This window comes from Streptomyces sp. NPDC104202 (genome assembly GCF_055584185.1).
On record NZ_JBVJMN010000047.1, the window covers coordinates 38344 to 55981 of the forward strand.

A 17638-nucleotide genomic window follows, 5' to 3' on the forward strand; every position below is an offset into this window, starting at 1 on the left:
GCCCCGCTCATGGATCACCCCCGCACCGGGCGCGGGTGACTCGACTGCTGGTTTTCCGTAGCGCCGGACCTAAAGATCGTTAATGGTCGCCTCGTACCCGAACAGCTGAAGCACGGTCAATCTAGACCATCAGGGAGAGGTCTGGAGAGGGGATGTGTGCAATTCGTGGTCAAGCTTTGATGATGGGCACAGATCGGTCACGAACGGGCGGTGTCTTCGCGCCAACGACCGCCCCAACAGGCTTTTCTCGAAGCTTAGTTCGGACCGGAACGGCATATTCACCTGCGACGGCCCTGGCGGAATGGCATATTCACCGACGGTTGCCGCGGGCGGCGCCAAGCGGAATTGGTGACATCCATATGAGGGTGCCCGGCCGCGCGTCGGCATGTGTGTGCCGGGTGAAGCAATTCCCGGACAATGGGAAATGAGACACCTGACCTGCGGAATTCCCCTTCCTTGCCCAGCTGCGGGTTTATCGGGGAGGAGGAGTGGGACGCGCGAGGCCGAGCGCCGGTCAGGAGTCCGCGTCGTGCCGCCGACATGGGCCGGCGCCACTCCACCGTCCCCGGCCCGCACCGGTTCCGCCGGCCGAGGGCCGGCTTGATGCCGGCCGGAGGATCCGCAGCGAGGCATGGCGGTGCGGGGGCCGGCGGCCATGAGCGCTATCGGGCGCGCCTCGGCCTGCGCCGATGCCGAATGGCAGTCAGGTTGCCACGGGCTCGGACGGTGCCGGGGTGATCGGGGCCGAGGACGCGTTCGCAGTCGGACACGGCCTGCTCCAGCATGCCGAGGCCCTTGCGGAAGCTGCCCGCGTTCACATAGCCGACGGCGAGGTTGGCACGCGAGGCGAGAGTATAGGGGTGCTCGGAGCCGAGGAAGCGGAGGCAGTCGGCGGTGACGCGCCGCATCAGGTGGAGGGCTTGGGTGAAGCGTCCGGCCTGGTGGAAGGAGCCGGCGAGGTTGCCGCGGGCCGTGAGCGTGTTCGGGTGGTGGGGACCGAGGAGCTGCGTGCAGTCGGCGGCGACCTGTTCCTGGAGGCTGATGGCCTTCCACGTGCGACCCGCCTCCTGGTACGAGCTGGCGAGGTTGCCGCGGGCTGCGAGGGTTTCGGGATGGTGTGGTCCGAGGGTCTGCTCGCACTCCGCGACGACCTCTTCCAGCAAGATGGTCGCCTCTGAGGTGCGGTCCGCCTGCTGGAGCGAGGCGGCCAGATTGCCGCGTGCCTTGAGCGTCTCGGGGTGCCGTCGTCCGAGTATGTCTTCGCAGTCGGTCGTCACCTCTTCGTACAGCCTCACGGCCTGGGAGGTGCGACCTGCTTGCTTGTACGCACCGGCCAAGTTGGCCCGGGTGGTGAGGGCGGTCGGATGGTGGTGTCCGAGCAGACGCTCGGTGTCGGCCGCCACCGACTCCAGGAGGACTACCGCCTCCTGGGTGCGTCCGGCCCGCTCGTACCCGCTGGCCAGATTGCTGCGGGCCGTGAGGGTGTCGGGGTGATGATGCCCCAGGAGTCGCTCGTGATCCGCTGCCCCCTCTTCCAGGAGCACGACGGCCTCTTGGGTACGTCCAGCCTGGTAGTACGAGGCGGCTAGACTTCCCCGGGTCGTCAGGGTGCTGGGGTGATCGGGTCCGAGTACCCGTTCGCGGTCCGCCACGACCTGCTCCAGCAGTTCGATCGCCTTCTGCGTGCGCCCGTCCTGCTGGTACGAGTTGGCCAGGATGCCCCGCGCCGCGAGGGTCTCGGGATGGTCGGGTCCGAGCACACGCTCGCCGTCGGCCACCGACTGCTCCAGGAGACCCACGGCCGTGCGCGTCTGACCCGCCTGTTGACAGGCCCCGGCCAGGTTGCCGCGGGCCGTGAGACTGCTCGGGTGGTCGGGACCCAGGATTCGCTCGTGATCCGCCGCCACTTGTTCCAGAAGGGTGATGGCCCGCTGCGTGTGGCCTGCCTGTTGGTACGCGCTGGCCAGGTTGCCCCGGCTGGTGAGGGTGTTGGGGTGGTCAGGGCCGATCAGCCGCTCGCAGTCGGCCGTCAGCACTTCCAGTTGGTCGATCGCCCTCTGGGTGTGACCTGCGTTGCGGTACGACCCGGCCAGATTCCCCCGGGCCGTGAGGGTCCGGGGATGGTCGGTTCCGGAGATCCGCTCGGAGTCCGTCACCAGCCGTTCCAGGAGGCGGATCGCCTCCTGGGTCCGGCCGGCCTGCTGATAGGCGCCGGCCAGGTTGCCGAGGGAACTGAGGGTTTCGGGGTGGTCGGCTCCGATGAGCCGCACGTGATCGGCAGTCACCTCTTCCATGAGACGTACGGCCTGTTGGATGCGACCGGCCTGTTGGTACGAGGCGGCCAGGCTGGCCCGGGCCGCCAGCGCTTCGGAGCGGTCGGGGCCGAGGACGCGTTCGAAGTCGGCCACCGCTCGTTCCAGCAGGCCGAGTGCCTCCTGCGTGCGCCCCGCGTGTTGATAGGAGGAAGCGAGGCTTCCGCGTGCCGAGATGGTGCTGGGGTGGTCGGGTCCGTGAAGCCGTTCACAGTCGGCGGCCACCTGCTCCAGGATGCCCAGGGCCTGCTGGGTGTGGCCCGCCTGCTGATACGAGCCGGCCAAATTGCTGCGGGCCGAGATGGTGAGAGGGTGGTCCGGTCCGAGGCGCTGCTCGCAGTGCGGCACCGCTGTCTCCAGCAGGTCGATCGCCTTCCGGGTGTGGCCCGCGTGCCGGTGGCTGGCTGCGCGCCGTACGCGGATCCCGAGCGTCTCCAGGTGGTCGTCGTCCAGTACCCCTTTCGCGGTGGTGGCGACCCCCTCCCAGTAGGCGGTCGCCGCGCCGATCAGCCCGGCGGCCAGGAGGCTCTCTCCCGCACGGTAGAGCACCGCCCGCCCGTCCTCCTCCCCCCACAGCTCGTCGTGGGCGTGGCGCGCCAGGGTGTCCGTGTTGGTGCGGAGGGTGGCGGCGAGGTCGGGCTGGGACTGGTCGGCTTCGGGCCAGATGTGGAGGAGGGCCCGGGCGGCGGTGGTGGCGAGGAGGGGGAGTTCGCCGGCGGGGGTGTCTTCGAGGACGGCGCGGGCGGTGAGGGCGTGGATGCGGACGGCGCGGGGTTCGGCGGGGGTGTCGTAGGTGAGGAGGGCGTAGCGGTGGAGGAGCTGGAGGAGGGCGTGGGAGCGGTCCTCGGTGACCTGGGCGCCCGCCGGGAGGTGGGTGGCGAGGTGGTCGAGGAGGGGGCCGCCGGCCCAGAGGGCACGGGGGTGGCCGGCGGGGTCGAGGAGGGCGGCGAGACGGAGGGCCGGGACGGCGAGGCCGGTGGGGTCGGAGGAGCGGGCCGCTTCGAGGGAGAGGAGGAGGGCGACGGTGATCTGCCGGCCGTACCCCTCGGTGTCGGCGGTCTCGGGAAGGGCGTCGTCCAGGCGGGTGGCGCGGTTGTCGAAGAGGTGTAAGTAGCGGGTGCAGCTGAGGTTCTCGTTGAGCATGTGGGCGGCGGCGAGGCCGAGGGCGAGCGGCAGGTGGCCGAGGGCTTCGGCGAGGTCGGGGGCCCGCTCGTCGAGGAGGTGGCCCATCCGGTCGCCGCCGAGGCGCTGCCCGAGGTAGGAGAGGGACTCCTCGGGGGTGTAGACGCTGATGTCGATGCGGGTGCGGCCGCCGCCGGTCAGACGGGCGTCGTTGAGGCGGGTGGTGGCCAGGACCCAGCCGGTGCCGGTGCGGCTGACGGGCCACCAGGTGCCGAGCGTGGCGGGGTCGGTGATGTCGTCGAGGACGACGAGCCACCGTCGGTCTGTCGTGACCAGCCACTTCAGCAGGACCCGGGCGTCGGCCTCGGGGTCGTCGCCGGTCGCGCCGGGCAGCCGCAGGTCGGCGGCGGCCTGGGCGTACTGCGTGATGACCTGCTGGAGTTCGGTCGCGGGAGCCCAGATGACGAGGTCGGCGCCCTCGCCGAGGAAGTCGGTGGCGCAGGCGGCGGCGAGCTGGGTCTTGCCGACCCCGCCGCCGCCGGACAGCACCTGGGTGAGGACGACCGATCCGCCGGCCGACCGCGTCCGCTCGATGCGCTCGCGCAGGTCGCCGCGGGCCTGGAAGGCCGTGGCCCGGGTGGGGACCGGGCCCACCTCGACGGGCCACGCCACGTCCTCGCGTACGGGCGCGGTCCGCGGGTGGTCGGCCGTGACCTCTTCCGAGGTGGTGGCGGTGCCGGGGTGTCCGTGGCGGGAGACGAGCCGGGCGAAGTCCGGCAGGGCCAGCGCCTGGTGGACCGGTGCGGCGTGGAGGCGGCGCCAGTCCATGGTGCGGTCGTCCTCGACGGCCACGCCCACGAGCCGGCCGCGGCAGAAGATCGCCGAGCCGGACGCGCCGGCCCACGGCCGTGCGTCCGGGCGGCCCGGCGCGGGCCAGATGCGGCAGTCCAGCACCCACCCCACCGGGGACGTGGACACGGCTGACAGCTCGCCGCGCAGGTCCTCGACATGGACCGGGCCGCCCTCGTCGGCGGCGAACGCGGGGAATCCGGCGCCCCTGTAGGGGAGGGTGCCGGTGCCGCCGGGGCGGCCCCAGACCACCGGGCCCCCTGCCGTCGGCACGGGCTCGGCGAGCCACAGCAGGGCGATGTCGAGGGCGTCCGGTGCCGGGGGGTCGCCCAGCGGGTCGGGCCAGCACACCTCCGCCGGGCCTCGCGCGAGTCCGCCGAAGCGGGAGTGTCCGACCTGGGTCTCGATCCGCTCGGCCCACACGCCTTCGGGCCGGACGACGTGGAGGGCCGTCAGGACCAGTCGGGGACCCACGAGATAGCCGGAACCGCACCCCTGCGGGCCGCCGGTGGCGACCCGTACGAGCCGTCGTGGGTCCATCTCACACCTCCCACTCCCGCAGTCCGGCGCCCTTCTTGTCGGGGGTGGCGGCGGGCGGGGTGGTGGCGGAGCTCTGGGCGGGGACACCGGCGGAGTTCCGCGCGGCCGCGCCGTCCGCCGTCGCTCCGTCGGTGGGTGCCTGCAGACCGCCGGCGCTGCTGCCGATCTTGGCCCGGCTGCCGCCGAGTGCCTCGTCGTGGACCTGGAGGGTGAGGGTGAGGGTCTGCCGCAGGGTGCTCCCCAGGGCGCCGCCGGCTTCTCCGGCGACCTTGGCACCGAAGGCCCCGACCTCGACGTTGACCTTGCCGTTGCCGTCCCGGCGGAACTCCACCTCCAGCGTGAGCTCGGCCTGTTCCACCTCGAACCGGAACTGCTCGTTCTTGCCGTCGTCCTGTGCGGCGTAGAGCTGTCGGCGGAGTTCGTTCAGTGCTTCGGCCAGTGTGATGGGCTCGTCCATGGGACCCCCTCGTTCGTGTCACCCGGTGGTGACGTCCCCCGCCGAAGTCTGTCCTATGCGCCTCATCCACCGCAGGCGTTCACCGGGGAGTTCCCTCCCTGTGCGCCGGCGCGACATCCGAGGCTCGTGGGGCGGAAGTTGCTCGTGTGACGAGGGTCACGCCTGTGGTGCGTGATGTTCGTGAGGGCTGATCCGCTTGATCACGTGGCGGGTACCGCCGCCGTGAGGGGAGGGGGCACCGATGGATCGCGAGTGCCTGACGTGGTGCGCGGCCGACATGGGCCGCCACGCCGCCGAGTTCGTCGAGGGCGTGGCCGCGCGGGGACGGCTGCCGCTGGACTACACGGTGGCCAGCCTGCTGCTGGTGGACCGGCTGATCGAAGGGCTCCGCAGGGGCGGCGCGGGCCGGGACGAGGTGGCCGGACCGCTGGCCGGGCTCGGGGCGTACGTGGGGGAGGTGCTGGTGCGGCGGGCCGGGGCCGTGTGGGTCGACCTGCCGCCCGGCCACCTGCTGCGGTCGGTCTTCACCCACCCGGTCGGGGTGCGGATGCCGGACGGCCGGGTGTGGAACCCGCTGGGCCGCACGGTGAACCGCTTCGAGATCGGGCCGGGCGAGTCCCTCCACACGTACTACCTCACCCTGCATGGCCGGCGCCCGACCCGCCCGCGGGGCGGGCCGGTCCACCGCGCCGAGAGGCCGTCGGGCCCGCCCTGCTGACGGTCTGACAGGATGAACGTTTTCCGGCTCCTCGTGGGGCCCGGAGTCCGGAACGCGTACGGGTTGTGAAGAGGGGCGTGTGGGCGAGGGAACGGGGCGGGCGTCCGGCGCGGCACCCGGCCCGGAGCGGGACGCGGAGCTCGGCGCCGCCGTCGAGCGGGCCCGGCACGGCGACGAGGACGCCTTCGCGACGGCCTACCGGATCGTCCACCCCGGCCTGCTCGGCTATCTCAGGGGCCTCGTCGGCGACGACGCCGAGGACGTGGCCTCCGACGCGTGGCTGGAGATAGCCCGTGACCTCGGCCGGTTCCGCGGGGACGGCGCGGGATTCCGCGGCTGGACCGCGACCATCGCCCGCCACCGGGCCCTCGACCACCTGCGCCGCGTACGGTCCCGGCCCCGCCCCACCGGCATCGAGCAGGACGTCCTCGACCTCCCCGCCGCCGGCGACGCGGCCGGCGCGGCGCTCGACGCCCTGTCGACGGAACGCGCGCTCGCCCTGATCGCCGGACTGCCCCCGGACCAGGCCGAAGCCGTGCTGCTGCGGGTCGTCGTCGGCCTCGACGGACCGACCGCCGCCCGGGTGCTGGGGAAGCGCCCCGGTGCGGTACGGTCCGCCGCACATAGGGGATTGAAGCGACTTGCGCAGCAACTCACGGGGAGAGGGAGGTGACCCATGCCTGACGACGAGCCCACCGCGGCCGCCCTGGAGGCCGCCCTGCGCGCCGCGCTGACCCGGCCGACCCCGTACGCCGGCCCTTCGCTGTCCTCCGGCCCGGCCGGGGACGCCCCGTCGTCCCCGCTCGCGGGCCCGCCCCCGCACCTTGCGCCGGCCGAGGGCTCCGCGCCGGCCGAGGGTGTCTCGCGCACCGCGCCCGTACGTGCCGAGGTCCACCTCGGGCCGGACGGCGGCGAGCCGACGGTGCCGGAGGGCGAGCCGCGGGCCCTCGCCGCCTACCGGGCCGCCCGTGACGCGGGACTGCACGCGGCGGGGCGGACGCGGCGCCGTGACGACTGGACCCCCGCCGCCGCGCGCCGCGGTCCGGCGCGTTCCCTCCGGACCGCCGTGGTCGCGGCGGTCGCCGGCGTCGCGCTGGGCGGCGTGGCCGTCGCGGCGGGCGGCCTTCCCGACGCCTTTCCCGGCAGTGCCTCGCCGGGTCCGGAGCGGCGGTCCGCCGCGAGGACACCGGCTCCTGGCACCGCTTCCGCGGGGGTCGGTGCGACCCGCCCGGTGCCGCCGGAGACCAGCACCCCCTTCTCCCCGTACGGCCACTTCCCGCCGCGCCCGGACCACGGCCGCGGCGACCCGTGCCGCGGGTACGGGAAGCCGGACGGTGCGGTGAAGCCACGCCCGGCGGACCGGGCGCCGGGCCAGGCGGAGAAGCCCCCGAAGGCGAACGGGCCGGACGCCCCGGAGCCCGCAGCGAAGGCGGGGACTCCGGGGAAGCCGGGGACGGCCGGTAGGGCGGGCCAGGCGGACGAGGCGGGCCAGGGGGACAAGGCCGGCCAGCCGGCGAAGCCGCGGGCCTCGGGAGGCGGCGGGCGGCCCGTCAGCCGCCCCTGTGACCATCTCCCGCACCCTGGTCACGACCCCGTCGCCGAGGCGCCTCCGGCACGGCCGGGCGGCCGGCGCCAGCCGGCCCCGTCACCACAGCCGGCCCCGTCACCCCAGCCGTCCCTCGCGCACCCGGGGAAGGCGCAAGGCAGGGTGGCGGCGGGGGCGTCGGGCGCTACGGCTCGATCAGGCCCACCCGGATCGCGTACCGGGTGAGTTCGAGGCGGTCGCGCAGGCCGAGCTTCTGCAGGATGTTGGCGCGGTGGCGTTCGACGGTCTTGGGGCTGATGACGAGGAGTTCGGCGATCTCCTTGGAGCTGTGGCCCTCGGCGACGAGCTTGAGGATCTCCTCCTCGCGCTCGGTGACGGCCTTGTCGGGGAGGGGGCGGCCCTGTTCGGCGCGGTCGAGGTAGCCGCGGACGAGGGCGGTCTCGGCGCCGGGGTAGATGAACGGCTCGTCGCGCACGGCCGCGCGGCACGCCTCGACGAGGTCGCGGTCGGCGACGGACTTGAGGACGTAGCCGCTCGCGCCCGCCTTGAGGGCCTCGAAGAAGTACTGCTCGTTGTCGTACATGGTGAGGATCAGGATCCGCAGCTCCGGCCGGAGGCGGCTGAGTTCGCGGGCCGCCTGGAGGCCGGTGAAGCGGGGCATGGAGATGTCGAGGACGGCCAGGTCGACGTCCTCGGAGCGGGCCAGCGCGACGGCCTCGGCCCCGTCGGCGGCCTCGGCGACCACGGTCAGGTCGGGTTCGGCGTCGAGGATGAGCCGGACGCCGCCGCGGACCAGGGCGTGGTCGTCGGCGAGCAGGATCCGGGTGGGACGCGGGGGAGGGGTCGTCCCGGACGGTTCGGTCATGGTCCCTTCGCCTTCGGGTTCTCGGCGCCCGTGGTGTCCAGGCGGACTTCCGTGCCCCCGCCGGCGGCGTCGCCGACGGCGAGCTCCGCGCCGATGAGGAGCGCGCGTTCGCGCATGCCGCGGAGGCCCGCGCCCTCGGCGGCGCCGCCCGTGCCGCGGCCGTCGTCGCGGACCAGCAGCCGCACCCCGCCGCCGGGCAGCCGGCGCAGGCAGAGGTCGACGTGGCTCGCGCCCGCGTGGCGGGCGGTGTTGGTGAGGCCCTCCTGCGCCACCCGGTACAGGACGAGCTCGGTCTCGGGGTCGAGTTTCGGCAGTCCGCCGTCGATGTGGGGCCGGACGGACAGGCCGCGGGTGGAGAACTCGGAGGCCAGGGAGCGGAGCGCGCTGTGCAGACCGAGCTCCTCCAGGACGCCTGGCCGCAGCCGGCGGGCGATGCGCCGGATCTCGTCGAGGCTGCCCCGGGTGGTCTCCTGCGCCTGCCGGAGCTCCGGCCGCAGCTCGGCGGGGGCGTGGTCGGCGGCGATCTTCAGCTGGAGGAGCACGGCCGTGAGGGTCTGTCCCACCTCGTCGTGCAGCTCCTGCGCGATGCGCCGCCGCTCGGCCTCCTGCGCGGACAGCACGCGTGCGCTGCTGGCGGCCCGCTCGGCCTCCAGCCGGTCGAGCATGGTGTTGAAGGTGCGGGTCAGGTCGGCGACCTCGCCCCGGCCCGCGACGGCCGCGCGCCGTCCCGGCCTCAGCAGGTCCGCCGTCCGCATCGCGCGGGTGAGCCGCTGGAGCGGCGCGAGGCCGACGCGGAGGAGGACGGCGTTGGCGACGAGCATGGCGAGCAGCCCGGCCACCAGGACCACCGCCTCGCCGAGCAGCACGGGGGTGGAGACGGTGACGGGGCCGAAGAGCAGCAGCACGGCGACGACGAGGACCGAGGCGTTCAGGAGGAAGATCCGCCAGTACAGCGACACGGTCCCTCCCTCCGACGGGAACCCGTCGCGCTCGGCCGTCGGCCCCTCTGACCTGCGGCGGGACCCACGTCCCCGCACCATCCTGACCAGGCTCACCGGGTCTTGTCCATCCGTGCCGACACCCATGTCCCGGCCCGTCGGGAAGATGGCACGATGTGCCGGGCCAGGGGGGTGGCGAGCGGAGCCGGCACGCGGTCTCCGCCTGGTGGCCGTGGCCGGCCGCCGCCCGCCACGCCCGGTCACGACACCACACGACACCATGGGAGGGACGGGCCTGTGCCTGCTCCGCGGATGAGAACGACGCCTCTGCCCGGCATCGGAGTCCAGTACGACTTCACGACACGGGAGCACCGCGAGCTGTCGGTCATCGCGCACCGCGACGGCACCCGCACCGTGAACGTCTACCGGGCCGACGACCCCGACGCGTGCGCCCAGTCGCTCCACCTCACCGAGGGGGAGACGGCGTCGCTGATCGACGCGCTGATGCCCGCGCACCACAGCCCGAACGTGCTGCACACCACCGACCTCGGCCTGGTCGCCGAGCGGATCGAGCTGTCGGCCCACTCGTACTGGAACGGTCGGGTGCTCGGCGAGACGCGGATGCGCACGGAGGCGGGCGCCTCCATCGTCGCCGTGCTGCGCCGCTCCGGGGCGGTACCGTCCCCGACGCCGGCGTTCCGGTTCGCCGGCGGTGACACGCTCATCGTCATCGGCACCCGCGAGGGCGTCGACGCGGCCGCCGCGATCCTCGGACAGGAGTGAGGGCGGGTGCACTCTGCGGTCTTCCTGATCGAATTCGGCGCCATCATCCTCGGGCTCGGCCTCCTCGGACGGCTGGCCGGCCGCTTCAGCTTCTCCCCGATCCCGCTCTACCTCCTCGCCGGGCTCGCCTTCGGCAACGGCGGCCTGCTGCCGCTCGGCGCGAGCGAGGAGTTCGTCGCCATCGGCGCCGAGATCGGCGTGATCCTCCTGCTGCTCATGCTGGGCCTGGAGTACACGGCCAGCGATCTCGTCTCCAACCTCAAGACCCAGTACCCCGCCGGGCTGGTCGACTTCGCGCTCAACGCGCTGCCGGGCGCCGCCGCCGCGCTGCTGCTCGGCTGGGGTCCGGTCGCCGCCGTCGTCCTGGCCGGTGTCACCTGGATCTCCTCCTCGGGCGTCATCGCCAAGGTCCTCGGCGACCTCGGCCGCCTCGGCAACCGCGAGACGCCGGCGATCCTCAGCATCCTGGTGCTGGAAGACCTGGCCATGGCCGTCTACCTGCCCATCATCACGGCCCTGCTCGCCGGCGTCGGCCTCGCGGCCGGCAGCGCGACGCTCGCGATCGCCCTGGGCGTGGCCGGCGCGGTCCTCTTCGTGGCCGTCCGCTACGGGCGGCTGATCTCCCGGTTCGTCTCCAGCGACGACCCGGAGAAGCTGCTCCTCGTGGTCCTGGGCCTGACCCTGCTGGTCGCGGGCGTGGCCCAGCAGCTCCAGGTCTCGGCGGCCGTCGGGGCATTCCTGGTCGGCATCGCCCTGTCCGGTGAGGTCGCGGAGGGCGCCCACGCGCTGCTGAGCCCGTTGCGCGACCTGTTCGCCGCGGTCTTCTTCGTCTTCTTCGGGCTCCACACCGACCCCGCCAGCATCCCGCCGGTCATCCTCCCGGCGCTCGCCCTGGCCGTCGTCACGGCGCTGACCAAGATCGCCACCGGGTACTGGGCGGCGCGGCGCGCGGGCATCGGCGTGAAGGGCCGCTGGCGGGCCGGAGGCACGCTGGTCGCGCGCGGCGAGTTCTCCATCGTCATCGCCGGGCTCGCCGTCACCGCCGGAGTGCAGCCGCAGCTCGGCCCCTTCGCCACCGCCTACGTGCTCGTCCTCGTCGTGATCGGCCCGCTGACGGCCCGCTTCACCGAGCCGATCGCCGCCGCCGTGGCCCGTCGTCGCGCGCCGGAGCCCGAGGGGACGGCCGTGCGCGGAGCCGTGCGCGGCCCCGGCCGGGGGACGGCCCCGGCCGATACCGCGTCCGAGGCGGCCGCACTCTCCCCGAAGACCGCCGACGGGCCGCGGGACGCACCCGGCCCGCGCGACGCCCCCCGCGCCGGCGGTGCTCACGACCCGCACGGCGGGTCCACGGCCGACGAGACCGACGGCGCGGACAGCGTCGACGGCAGGAGCGCGGCCGACCGGGTGTGAGCGGCACGCGGGGTGCGGGTGTGCCCGGAGGGACGGGAACCCGCCTGAACGACGGGAGTACGGCCGGCCGGGTGTGAGCAAGGTCCGACGTGTGCGGGCCACGAGCGCCGCGCGGGCCCGGATGCGGTGCGCCCCGCCGGCCGCGGCCGGCGGTCAGTACGATGGCCTGCCGTTCCCCGGCCGGTGAGCGGGCGGGCGGACCGACGGACGCGCCGGCGGGCGGACCGCGGCGGCGACGGTGGGCAGGAGGACGGCGGCATGGTGGACCGGGCGGACGACGGGACGGGTGCCGCGCCGCGCAGGCGCGGGCAGGGCGAGCTGGAGGCCCAGGTGCTCGCCGTCCTCCGCGAGGCGTCCGAGCCGGTGCCGGTGGCCTGGGTGCGCGAGCGCCTCGGCGGAGCCCTCGCCTACACCACGGTGATCACGATCCTGACCCGGCTGCGGGCGAAGGGCGCCGTCGAGCGCGAGCGGTCCGGCCGCTCCTTCCGGTGGACCGCCGTCGCCGACGAGGCCGGTCTCGCCGCCCTGCGGATGCGGAAGGTGCTGGACGCGGAGGCCGACCGCCAGGCGGTCCTGGCCAGCTTCGTCACCGCACTCTCGCCGAACGACGAGCGACTGCTGCGTGAACTGCTCTCCAGGGAAGCCGAGGAGGAGGAAGGCTAGCCGCCATGGGAGTCTTCGTCTTCCTTCCCCTGGTCCTCCCGCTGACCGCGTGGCCGGTCGCGCGCCTCGCCGAACAGCGGCTCCATCCGCGGACGGCGACGCGCCTGCTCGCCGTCCTGGCCGGCGTCTCCGCCGTGTGCAGCACGCTCTGCCTCGGCCTGCTCATGATCGTGGGCACGGCCCAGCTGCCGGGCAACCCGCTGCCCGACGGCTGGTCCGATCCCGACGTCCGCGCCGCCGTCCCGTACGACGAGATCGCCGGCCGGGCCGCCATCCCGGCCCTCCTCGCCGTCCTCGTCTCCTGCGGCGTCGCGGCCTGGCGCCAGCTCCGCGCCCGCCGGCGCGCGGCCGGCGCGCTGGCCGGGCTCCCCGCCACGTCCGTCGCCGTGCTGCCGGACCCGACGCCGTACGCGTACGCGCTCCCGGGCGGCGCCCGGGAGCGGCGGGGCCGCGGCGGCGGCCGGGTCGTGGCGAGCACGGGGATGCTGGCCGGGCTCTCGTCGGCGGAGCGCCGGGCGCTGTTCGCCCACGAGCGGGCGCATCTGGCCGGGCGGCACCACCGGTACCTGCTCGCGGTGCACCTGGCCGCGCGCGCCAATCCGTTCCTGCTCCCGCTGCGGACCGCCGTCGCCTACACGGCCGAGCGCTGGGCGGACGAGGAGGCGGCGGCGGAGGTCGGCAGCAGACGGGCGGTGGCGCGCGCGATCGGCCGGGCGGCGCTGCTGTCCCCGCGGGCGTTCGCGGCGACGCTGCCCGCCCTTGCGGCGGCCGGACCGGTGCCCCGACGGGTCGCGGCCCTGATGCGGCCCGCCCCGCTGGTCGGGGCGTGGCCGCCGGTGTTCACGGCGGTGGGGCTGGCGGCCTGGGGCGCCGCGTTCGGCGTGGCCGTGTCGGCGCTGTCCTCGGCGAACTCCGCCGTGACCCTCTTCCTCGTCCTGCACGCGACCGCCGCGCCGATGTGAGGCGCACCGACGTGGACGGCCCCGGTCCGACCGTCGCGCCGATGTGAGGCGCACCGACGTGGACGGCCCGGACCGACCGCCGTGCCGGGGTGACCGGGGCGGCGGCCGCGCGGGGCGGGCGGGGCGCCGTGACGCCGTGGGGACCTGGGGCCTGTCGTCACCATCCCCTCTGCCCCGCGACGGGCCGCCCTTCGGGCAACGAGGGGATGGTGACGACAGGCCCTAGAGGTCGAACTCGTGGGGCGGCAGGTCGAGGGTGAAGCACGCCTCGCGCACCACGGCCTGCTCGGTCTTGTCGAAGTCGCCGTCGGCGCCGCCGATGACGATGCCGATCTGGACCACGGCACGGGCCTCGGCGGGCTTCTTCTTCGCCTTGGCGATCTCCTGGAGCACGCTCACCTTGCCGAAGTCGAAGTCGGCCGTGAGCTTGTTCAGGTTGTCGTCGAAGCGGCGCTGGAGGTCGGTCGCGTCGAAGTTCTGCAGCACCTCGTTGGTCGCGATGAGCTGCGCGACCCGGCGGCGCTCGGCGGGGTCGATCGTGCCGTCGGCGGCCGCGACCAGGGCGCACATGGCCATGCTCGCGTCGCGGAACGCGCCGCTCTTCAGGTCGTTCTTCTTCGCCACCAGCTGGGTCTGCATCGTCGATGCGGATTCCTTGATGCGGTCCCACAGGGCCATGAGTACTCCCGACGTCGGTTACTTCTACGAACGTGTAGAACGTAGCAGCGGGCGGCGGGGTTCCCGGGGCGGACGAGGCATTCGGAACGGACGGGGTACCCGGTACGGGAATGACCCGCGCGTCGAGCGGTCAAGGGCGCGAGGGGGTGCGGTGGTGCGCTCCCGCGGCGCCGCTCACACGCCCATCAGCAGCAGCGAGGCCCAGAGGGCGGTCGTCGAGGCGACCAGTGCGGCCGGGACCGTCAGCAGGCCGAGCCGGGTGAACTCGCCGAGCGCCACGGGGTGCCCGTGGTCCTGGGCGACCCGGCGCCACAGCAGGGTGGCCAGGGAGCCCGCGTACGTGAGGTTGGGACCGATGTTCACGCCGAGCAGCACCGCCAGCACCGAGCCTGGACCGGAGGCGGCCGCCAGCGGGACCAGCGCCAGGGTGGCGGGCAGGTTGTTGATCAGGTTGGCGAGGACGGCGGCGAGCGCCGCGGTGCCGAGCAGGGCCGGGAGCGAGGTGCCGTCGGGCAGCACGTGCGCGAGGACGGAGCCGAGGCCGTTGTCGACGACCGCCCGGACGACGACGCCGAGCCCGAGGACGAACGCGAGGAAGGGCAGCGACGCCGAGCGGACGAGGGTGCGCGCGGTGGTGCGGCGGTGGGCCAGGGCGTGGACGGCCAGCACGGCGGCTCCCGCCGCGGCCGCCCAGGCCGGGTCGACGCCGACCGCCGAGGCGACGCCGAAGCCGGCGAGCGTCGCGGCCACCGTCCACAGGGCGAAGTGCGGGAAGGGCACCGCCTCGGGCGGCTCGACGGGGTCGGCCGGGGCAGCGAGGTCGCGCGCGAAGAACCGGCGGAAGACCGCGTACTCGACGGCGATGGCGACGAGCCAGGGGAGCAGCATCAGCAGGGCGAACCGGGTGAAGCCGACCCCGGCGGCGGTGAAGGCGAGCAGGTTCGTCAGGTTCGACACGGGCAGCAGCAGCGAGGCGGTGTTGGACAGGTGCGCGCCGGCGTAGACGTGGGGCGCGGGGCGGGCCCCCATCCGCGCGGTGGTCGCGAAGACCACCGGTGTCAGCAGGACGACGGTCGCGTCCAGGCTCAGGGCGGCGGTGATCAGCGAGGCGAGCACGAAGACGGCCCCGAGCAGCCGCCGCGGCCGCTGGTGCGCCCGCCGGGCCATCCAGGTGCCGCACGCCTGGAAGAGCCCCTCGTCGTCGCAGAGCCTGGCGAGGACGAGGACGGCCGCCAGGAAGCCGATGACCGGCCCCAGCCGCTCCGTCTCCTCGCGCACGGCCGCGGGGGTGACCGCGCCGACCGCCAGCACGACGCCGGCGGCGGGCACGGCGAAGGCCGCCTCGGGGAGGCGGAAGGGCCGGACGACGGCGCAGACCAGCACCACGACCAGGGCGAGCACGGAGACGAACGCGACGAGCATGTGTTCGATGATGCAGGGCGGCTCCGGGTCGGTGGCCGCCGGGGGTGATCCGGGGCGCGGGGCGGCCTCCGGGCCGTCCGAGCTGACGGCCGATCAGAAGTGCGTGCGGGTGAAGGGCTTGTGGGCGCTCCCACGATCAATAAAATGTCACACACCATACGAGGAGTCGGAGTCCATCCATGGCCCACGAGCAAGACCCCGCGCACCGCGCCCGCCCCTGGCACGGGATCATGGTCGCCACCGCCCTGCCCTTCCGCGGCGACGGCACCGTCGACCACGACGCCTACGCCGAGCACGTGGCCTGGCTGATCGCCCACGGCTGCGACGGGGTGGTCCCCAACGGGTCGCTCGGCGAGTACCAGACCCTCACCGACGAGGAGCGCGCCCGGGTCGTCCGCACCGCCGTCGAGGCCGCCGGGGACGGGGCCCGCGTGATGCCCGGCGTCTCCGCGTACGGCAGCGCCGAGTCCCGCCGGTGGGCCGAGCGGGCCGCGGAGGCCGGCGCCGGGTCCGTCCTCCTCCTGCCGCCCAACGCCTACCGCGCCGACGAGCACGCCGTACGCGACCACTACGCCGCGGTCGCCGCCGCGGGCCTGCCCGTCGTGGCGTACAACAACCCGATCGACACCAAGGTCGACCTCACCCCCGGGCTCCTGGCGAGCCTGTACGCCGACGGCAGCATCGTCGCGGTCAAGGAGTTCAGCGGCGACGTCCGCCGCGCCTACGAGATCGCCGAGCTCGCCCCCGGGCTCGACCTGATCGTCGGCGCCGACGACGTCCTCCTGGAGCTGGCCGTGGCCGGCGCGGTCGGCTGGATCGCCGGCTACCCCAACGCCCTCCCGCGCACCTGCGCCGCCCTCTACCGCGCGGCCGTCGCCGGAGACCTCGGGGTCGCCCTCCCGCTCTACCGGTCCCTGCACCCGCTGCTCCGCTGGGACTCCAAGACCGAGTTCGTCCAGGCCATCAAGCTCTCGATGGACCTGGCCGGCCGCCCCGGCGGACCGACCCGCCCGCCGCGCCACCCGCTCTCACCCGAGCAGGCGGCCGTCGTCCGCGCCGCCACGGAGAAGGTCCTCGCGGAGGGGCACGCGTAGGGCGATCCCGTGGCCGACGGGGCCGTCACCGCCCCATCCGGCCGCCCGCGTACGCCCCGGCCACCGACGCCGTACGCGACCCCGGCCACCGTCGCCCGCCCCCGGGCCGCCGTCCGTACCCGCCCCGTGCCGACCCGGCCCACCGGCCCACCTGAATCGCGCCGCCCCCCGACCCGTCCCCCGCCCGCCCGACCCCAGCCCGTTCGCCGCCCGAGAGGACGACCCATGCGCACCCGCCACGTCTACCACGCGGTGGACTCCCATACCGAGGGCATGCCCACCCGTGTGATCACCGGCGGCGTCGGCGTCATCCCCGGAGCCACGATGGCCGAGCGCCGGCTCCACTTCATCGCGCACATGGACCACCTGCGCACCCTCCTCATGTACGAGCCGCGCGGCCACGCGGCGATGAGCGGCGCGATCCTCCAGCCGCCGACCCGCCCCGACGCCGACTACGGCGTCCTCTACATCGAGGTCTCCGGACTGCTGCCGATGTGCGGGCACGGCACCATCGGGGTGGCGACCGTCCTCGTCGAGACCGGCATGGTGCCGGTCGTCGAGCCCGTCACCACCGTCCGCCTCGACACCCCGGCCGGGCTCGTCAGCGTGGACGTCCAGGTGGACGACGGCGCCGCGAAGGCGGTCACCCTGACCAACGTGCCGTCCTTCTCCGTCGGGCTCGACCTCAAGGCCGAGGTCCCGGGGTACGGCACCGTCACCTACGACCTCGCCTTCGGCGGCAACTTCTACGCCTTCGTCGACCTCGACTCCCTGGGCCTGCCCTTCGGCCGCGCGCACAAGGACGAGCTGCTCGCCGCCGGTCTCGCCGTCATGGAAGCCGTCGACGCCGGGCCCGACCGGCCCGTCCACCCGGAGGACCCCGCCATCGCCGGGGTGAAGCACGTCTACCTGGCCGCGCCGGGCTCCGACGCGACCCGCTCCCGCCACGCGATGGCCATCCATCCGGGCTGGTTCGACCGTTCGCCCTGCGGTACGGGCACCAGCGCCCGCATGGCCCAGCTGCACGCCAGGGGGCTGCTGGCCCCGCACACCGACTTCGTCAACGAGTCCTTCATCGGGACCGAGTTCACCGGCCGGATCATCGGCGAGACCACCGTCGGCGGACGGCCCGCCGTCGTCCCGACCGTCACCGGCCGGGCCTGGATCACCGGCACCGCCCAGTACTTCCTCGACCCGGACGATCCCTTCCCCGCGGGCTTCCTCCTCTGATCCGGGGGCGGAGGGCCCGTAGGCGGAGGGCTGCGGACGGAGAAACGTG

15 protein-coding genes are annotated in these 17638 nt (G+C 74.4%); 9 read left to right on the forward strand and 6 right to left on the reverse strand.

Features of this window, described 5'->3' with window-relative positions; translation table 11 throughout:
• Window positions 1-662 precede the first annotated feature (662 nt).
• The gene (locus tag ACZ60W_RS26495) at window positions 663-4823 is read right to left on the reverse strand and encodes a tetratricopeptide repeat protein (RefSeq protein WP_469757877.1); all 4161 of its coding nucleotides are present in this window, start codon (window positions 4821-4823) and stop codon (window positions 663-665) included.
• 1 nt (window position 4824) lies between these two features.
• Window positions 4825-5280 (reverse strand): trypco2 family protein, encoded by a 456-nt coding sequence (locus ACZ60W_RS26500; RefSeq protein WP_469757878.1) that lies wholly within the window; start codon window positions 5278-5280, stop codon window positions 4825-4827.
• A gap of 241 nt (window positions 5281-5521) precedes the next feature.
• Here ACZ60W_RS26500 and ACZ60W_RS26505 point away from each other — a divergent pair, with 241 nt between their 5' ends.
• The 3 genes from ACZ60W_RS26505 (at window position 5522) to ACZ60W_RS26515 (ending at window position 7769) form a co-directional block, all read left to right on the forward strand.
• The gene (locus ACZ60W_RS26505; protein ID WP_469757879.1) at window positions 5522-5998 is read left to right on the forward strand and encodes a hypothetical protein; all 477 of its coding nucleotides are present in this window, start codon (window positions 5522-5524) and stop codon (window positions 5996-5998) included.
• 79 nt (window positions 5999-6077) lie between these two features.
• Window positions 6078-6671 carry an RNA polymerase sigma factor gene (locus tag ACZ60W_RS26510; protein WP_469757880.1) on the forward strand — a complete coding sequence of 198 codons (594 nt, stop codon included), beginning with the start codon at window positions 6078-6080 and terminating at the stop codon, window positions 6669-6671.
• A gap of 3 nt (window positions 6672-6674) precedes the next feature.
• The gene (locus tag ACZ60W_RS26515; protein WP_469757881.1) at window positions 6675-7769 is read left to right on the forward strand and encodes a hypothetical protein; all 1095 of its coding nucleotides are present in this window, start codon (window positions 6675-6677) and stop codon (window positions 7767-7769) included.
• Here the strand turns inward: ACZ60W_RS26515 and ACZ60W_RS26520 are convergent.
• Window positions 7729-8409 (reverse strand): response regulator, encoded by a 681-nt coding sequence (locus ACZ60W_RS26520; RefSeq protein WP_469757882.1) that lies wholly within the window; start codon window positions 8407-8409, stop codon window positions 7729-7731. The genes ACZ60W_RS26515 and ACZ60W_RS26520 overlap by 41 nt on opposite strands.
• A complete protein-coding gene (locus ACZ60W_RS26525) occupies window positions 8406-9368 on the reverse strand; it encodes a HAMP domain-containing sensor histidine kinase (protein ID WP_469757883.1) in 963 nt (320 codons plus the stop codon). The genes ACZ60W_RS26520 and ACZ60W_RS26525 overlap by 4 nt, the downstream gene beginning before the upstream one ends.
• A gap of 291 nt (window positions 9369-9659) precedes the next feature.
• Here ACZ60W_RS26525 and ACZ60W_RS26530 point away from each other — a divergent pair, with 291 nt between their 5' ends.
• The 4 genes from ACZ60W_RS26530 (at window position 9660) to ACZ60W_RS26545 (ending at window position 13165) form a co-directional block, all read left to right on the forward strand.
• Complete coding sequence (locus ACZ60W_RS26530) at window positions 9660-10130, forward strand: cation:proton antiporter regulatory subunit (RefSeq protein WP_469757884.1); 471 nt, start codon at window positions 9660-9662, stop codon at window positions 10128-10130.
• Window positions 10131-10136: 6 nt separating this feature from the next.
• A complete protein-coding gene (locus ACZ60W_RS26535) occupies window positions 10137-11540 on the forward strand; it encodes a cation:proton antiporter (protein WP_469757885.1) in 1404 nt (467 codons plus the stop codon).
• Between the two features lie 258 nt (window positions 11541-11798).
• Window positions 11799-12203, forward strand: a complete 405-nt coding sequence (locus ACZ60W_RS26540) for a BlaI/MecI/CopY family transcriptional regulator (protein ID WP_469757886.1) — start codon at window positions 11799-11801, stop codon at window positions 12201-12203.
• A gap of 5 nt (window positions 12204-12208) precedes the next feature.
• Window positions 12209-13165, forward strand: a complete 957-nt coding sequence (locus ACZ60W_RS26545) for a M56 family metallopeptidase (protein WP_469757887.1) — start codon at window positions 12209-12211, stop codon at window positions 13163-13165.
• Between the two features lie 222 nt (window positions 13166-13387).
• On the opposite strand, the gene ACZ60W_RS26550 is transcribed toward ACZ60W_RS26545, so the two are convergent.
• Window positions 13388-13843 (reverse strand): tellurite resistance TerB family protein, encoded by a 456-nt coding sequence (locus ACZ60W_RS26550; protein WP_469757888.1) that lies wholly within the window; start codon window positions 13841-13843, stop codon window positions 13388-13390.
• Between the two features lie 174 nt (window positions 13844-14017).
• On the reverse strand, window positions 14018-15265 hold the full coding sequence (locus ACZ60W_RS26555) for an SLC13 family permease (protein WP_469757889.1): 1248 nt from the start codon (window positions 15263-15265) through the stop codon (window positions 14018-14020).
• A gap of 179 nt (window positions 15266-15444) precedes the next feature.
• Between ACZ60W_RS26555 and ACZ60W_RS26560 the strand changes: the two genes are divergently transcribed.
• Together ACZ60W_RS26560 and ACZ60W_RS26565 are read left to right on the forward strand one after the other, a co-directional pair.
• A complete protein-coding gene (locus ACZ60W_RS26560; protein ID WP_469757890.1) occupies window positions 15445-16359 on the forward strand; it encodes a dihydrodipicolinate synthase family protein in 915 nt (304 codons plus the stop codon).
• 225 nt (window positions 16360-16584) lie between these two features.
• Window positions 16585-17589 carry a proline racemase family protein gene (locus ACZ60W_RS26565; protein WP_469757891.1) on the forward strand — a complete coding sequence of 335 codons (1005 nt, stop codon included), beginning with the start codon at window positions 16585-16587 and terminating at the stop codon, window positions 17587-17589.
• Window positions 17590-17638: the final 49 nt, after the last annotated feature.

Bases quoted from the DNA above. Each gene is read 5' to 3' on its own strand.
- ACZ60W_RS26555 (WP_469757889.1), bottom strand. From the start codon at position 15,265: ATGCTCGTCGCGTTCGTCTCCGTGCTCGCCCTGGTCGTGGTGCTGGTC.
- ACZ60W_RS26515 (WP_469757881.1), top strand. From the start codon at position 6,675: ATGCCTGACGACGAGCCCACCGCGGCCGCCCTGGAGGCCGCCCTGCGC.
- ACZ60W_RS26505 (WP_469757879.1), top strand. From the start codon at position 5,522: ATGGATCGCGAGTGCCTGACGTGGTGCGCGGCCGACATGGGCCGCCAC.
- ACZ60W_RS26550 (WP_469757888.1), bottom strand. From the start codon at position 13,843: ATGGCCCTGTGGGACCGCATCAAGGAATCCGCATCGACGATGCAGACC.
- ACZ60W_RS26565 (WP_469757891.1), top strand. From the start codon at position 16,585: ATGCGCACCCGCCACGTCTACCACGCGGTGGACTCCCATACCGAGGGC.
- ACZ60W_RS26500 (WP_469757878.1), bottom strand. From the start codon at position 5,280: ATGGACGAGCCCATCACACTGGCCGAAGCACTGAACGAACTCCGCCGA.
- ACZ60W_RS26540 (WP_469757886.1), top strand. From the start codon at position 11,799: ATGGTGGACCGGGCGGACGACGGGACGGGTGCCGCGCCGCGCAGGCGC.
- ACZ60W_RS26545 (WP_469757887.1), top strand. From the start codon at position 12,209: ATGGGAGTCTTCGTCTTCCTTCCCCTGGTCCTCCCGCTGACCGCGTGG.
- ACZ60W_RS26520 (WP_469757882.1), bottom strand. From the start codon at position 8,409: ATGACCGAACCGTCCGGGACGACCCCTCCCCCGCGTCCCACCCGGATC.
- ACZ60W_RS26495 (WP_469757877.1), bottom strand. From the start codon at position 4,823: ATGGACCCACGACGGCTCGTACGGGTCGCCACCGGCGGCCCGCAGGGG.
- ACZ60W_RS26530 (WP_469757884.1), top strand. From the start codon at position 9,660: ATGAGAACGACGCCTCTGCCCGGCATCGGAGTCCAGTACGACTTCACG.
- ACZ60W_RS26560 (WP_469757890.1), top strand. From the start codon at position 15,445: ATGGCCCACGAGCAAGACCCCGCGCACCGCGCCCGCCCCTGGCACGGG.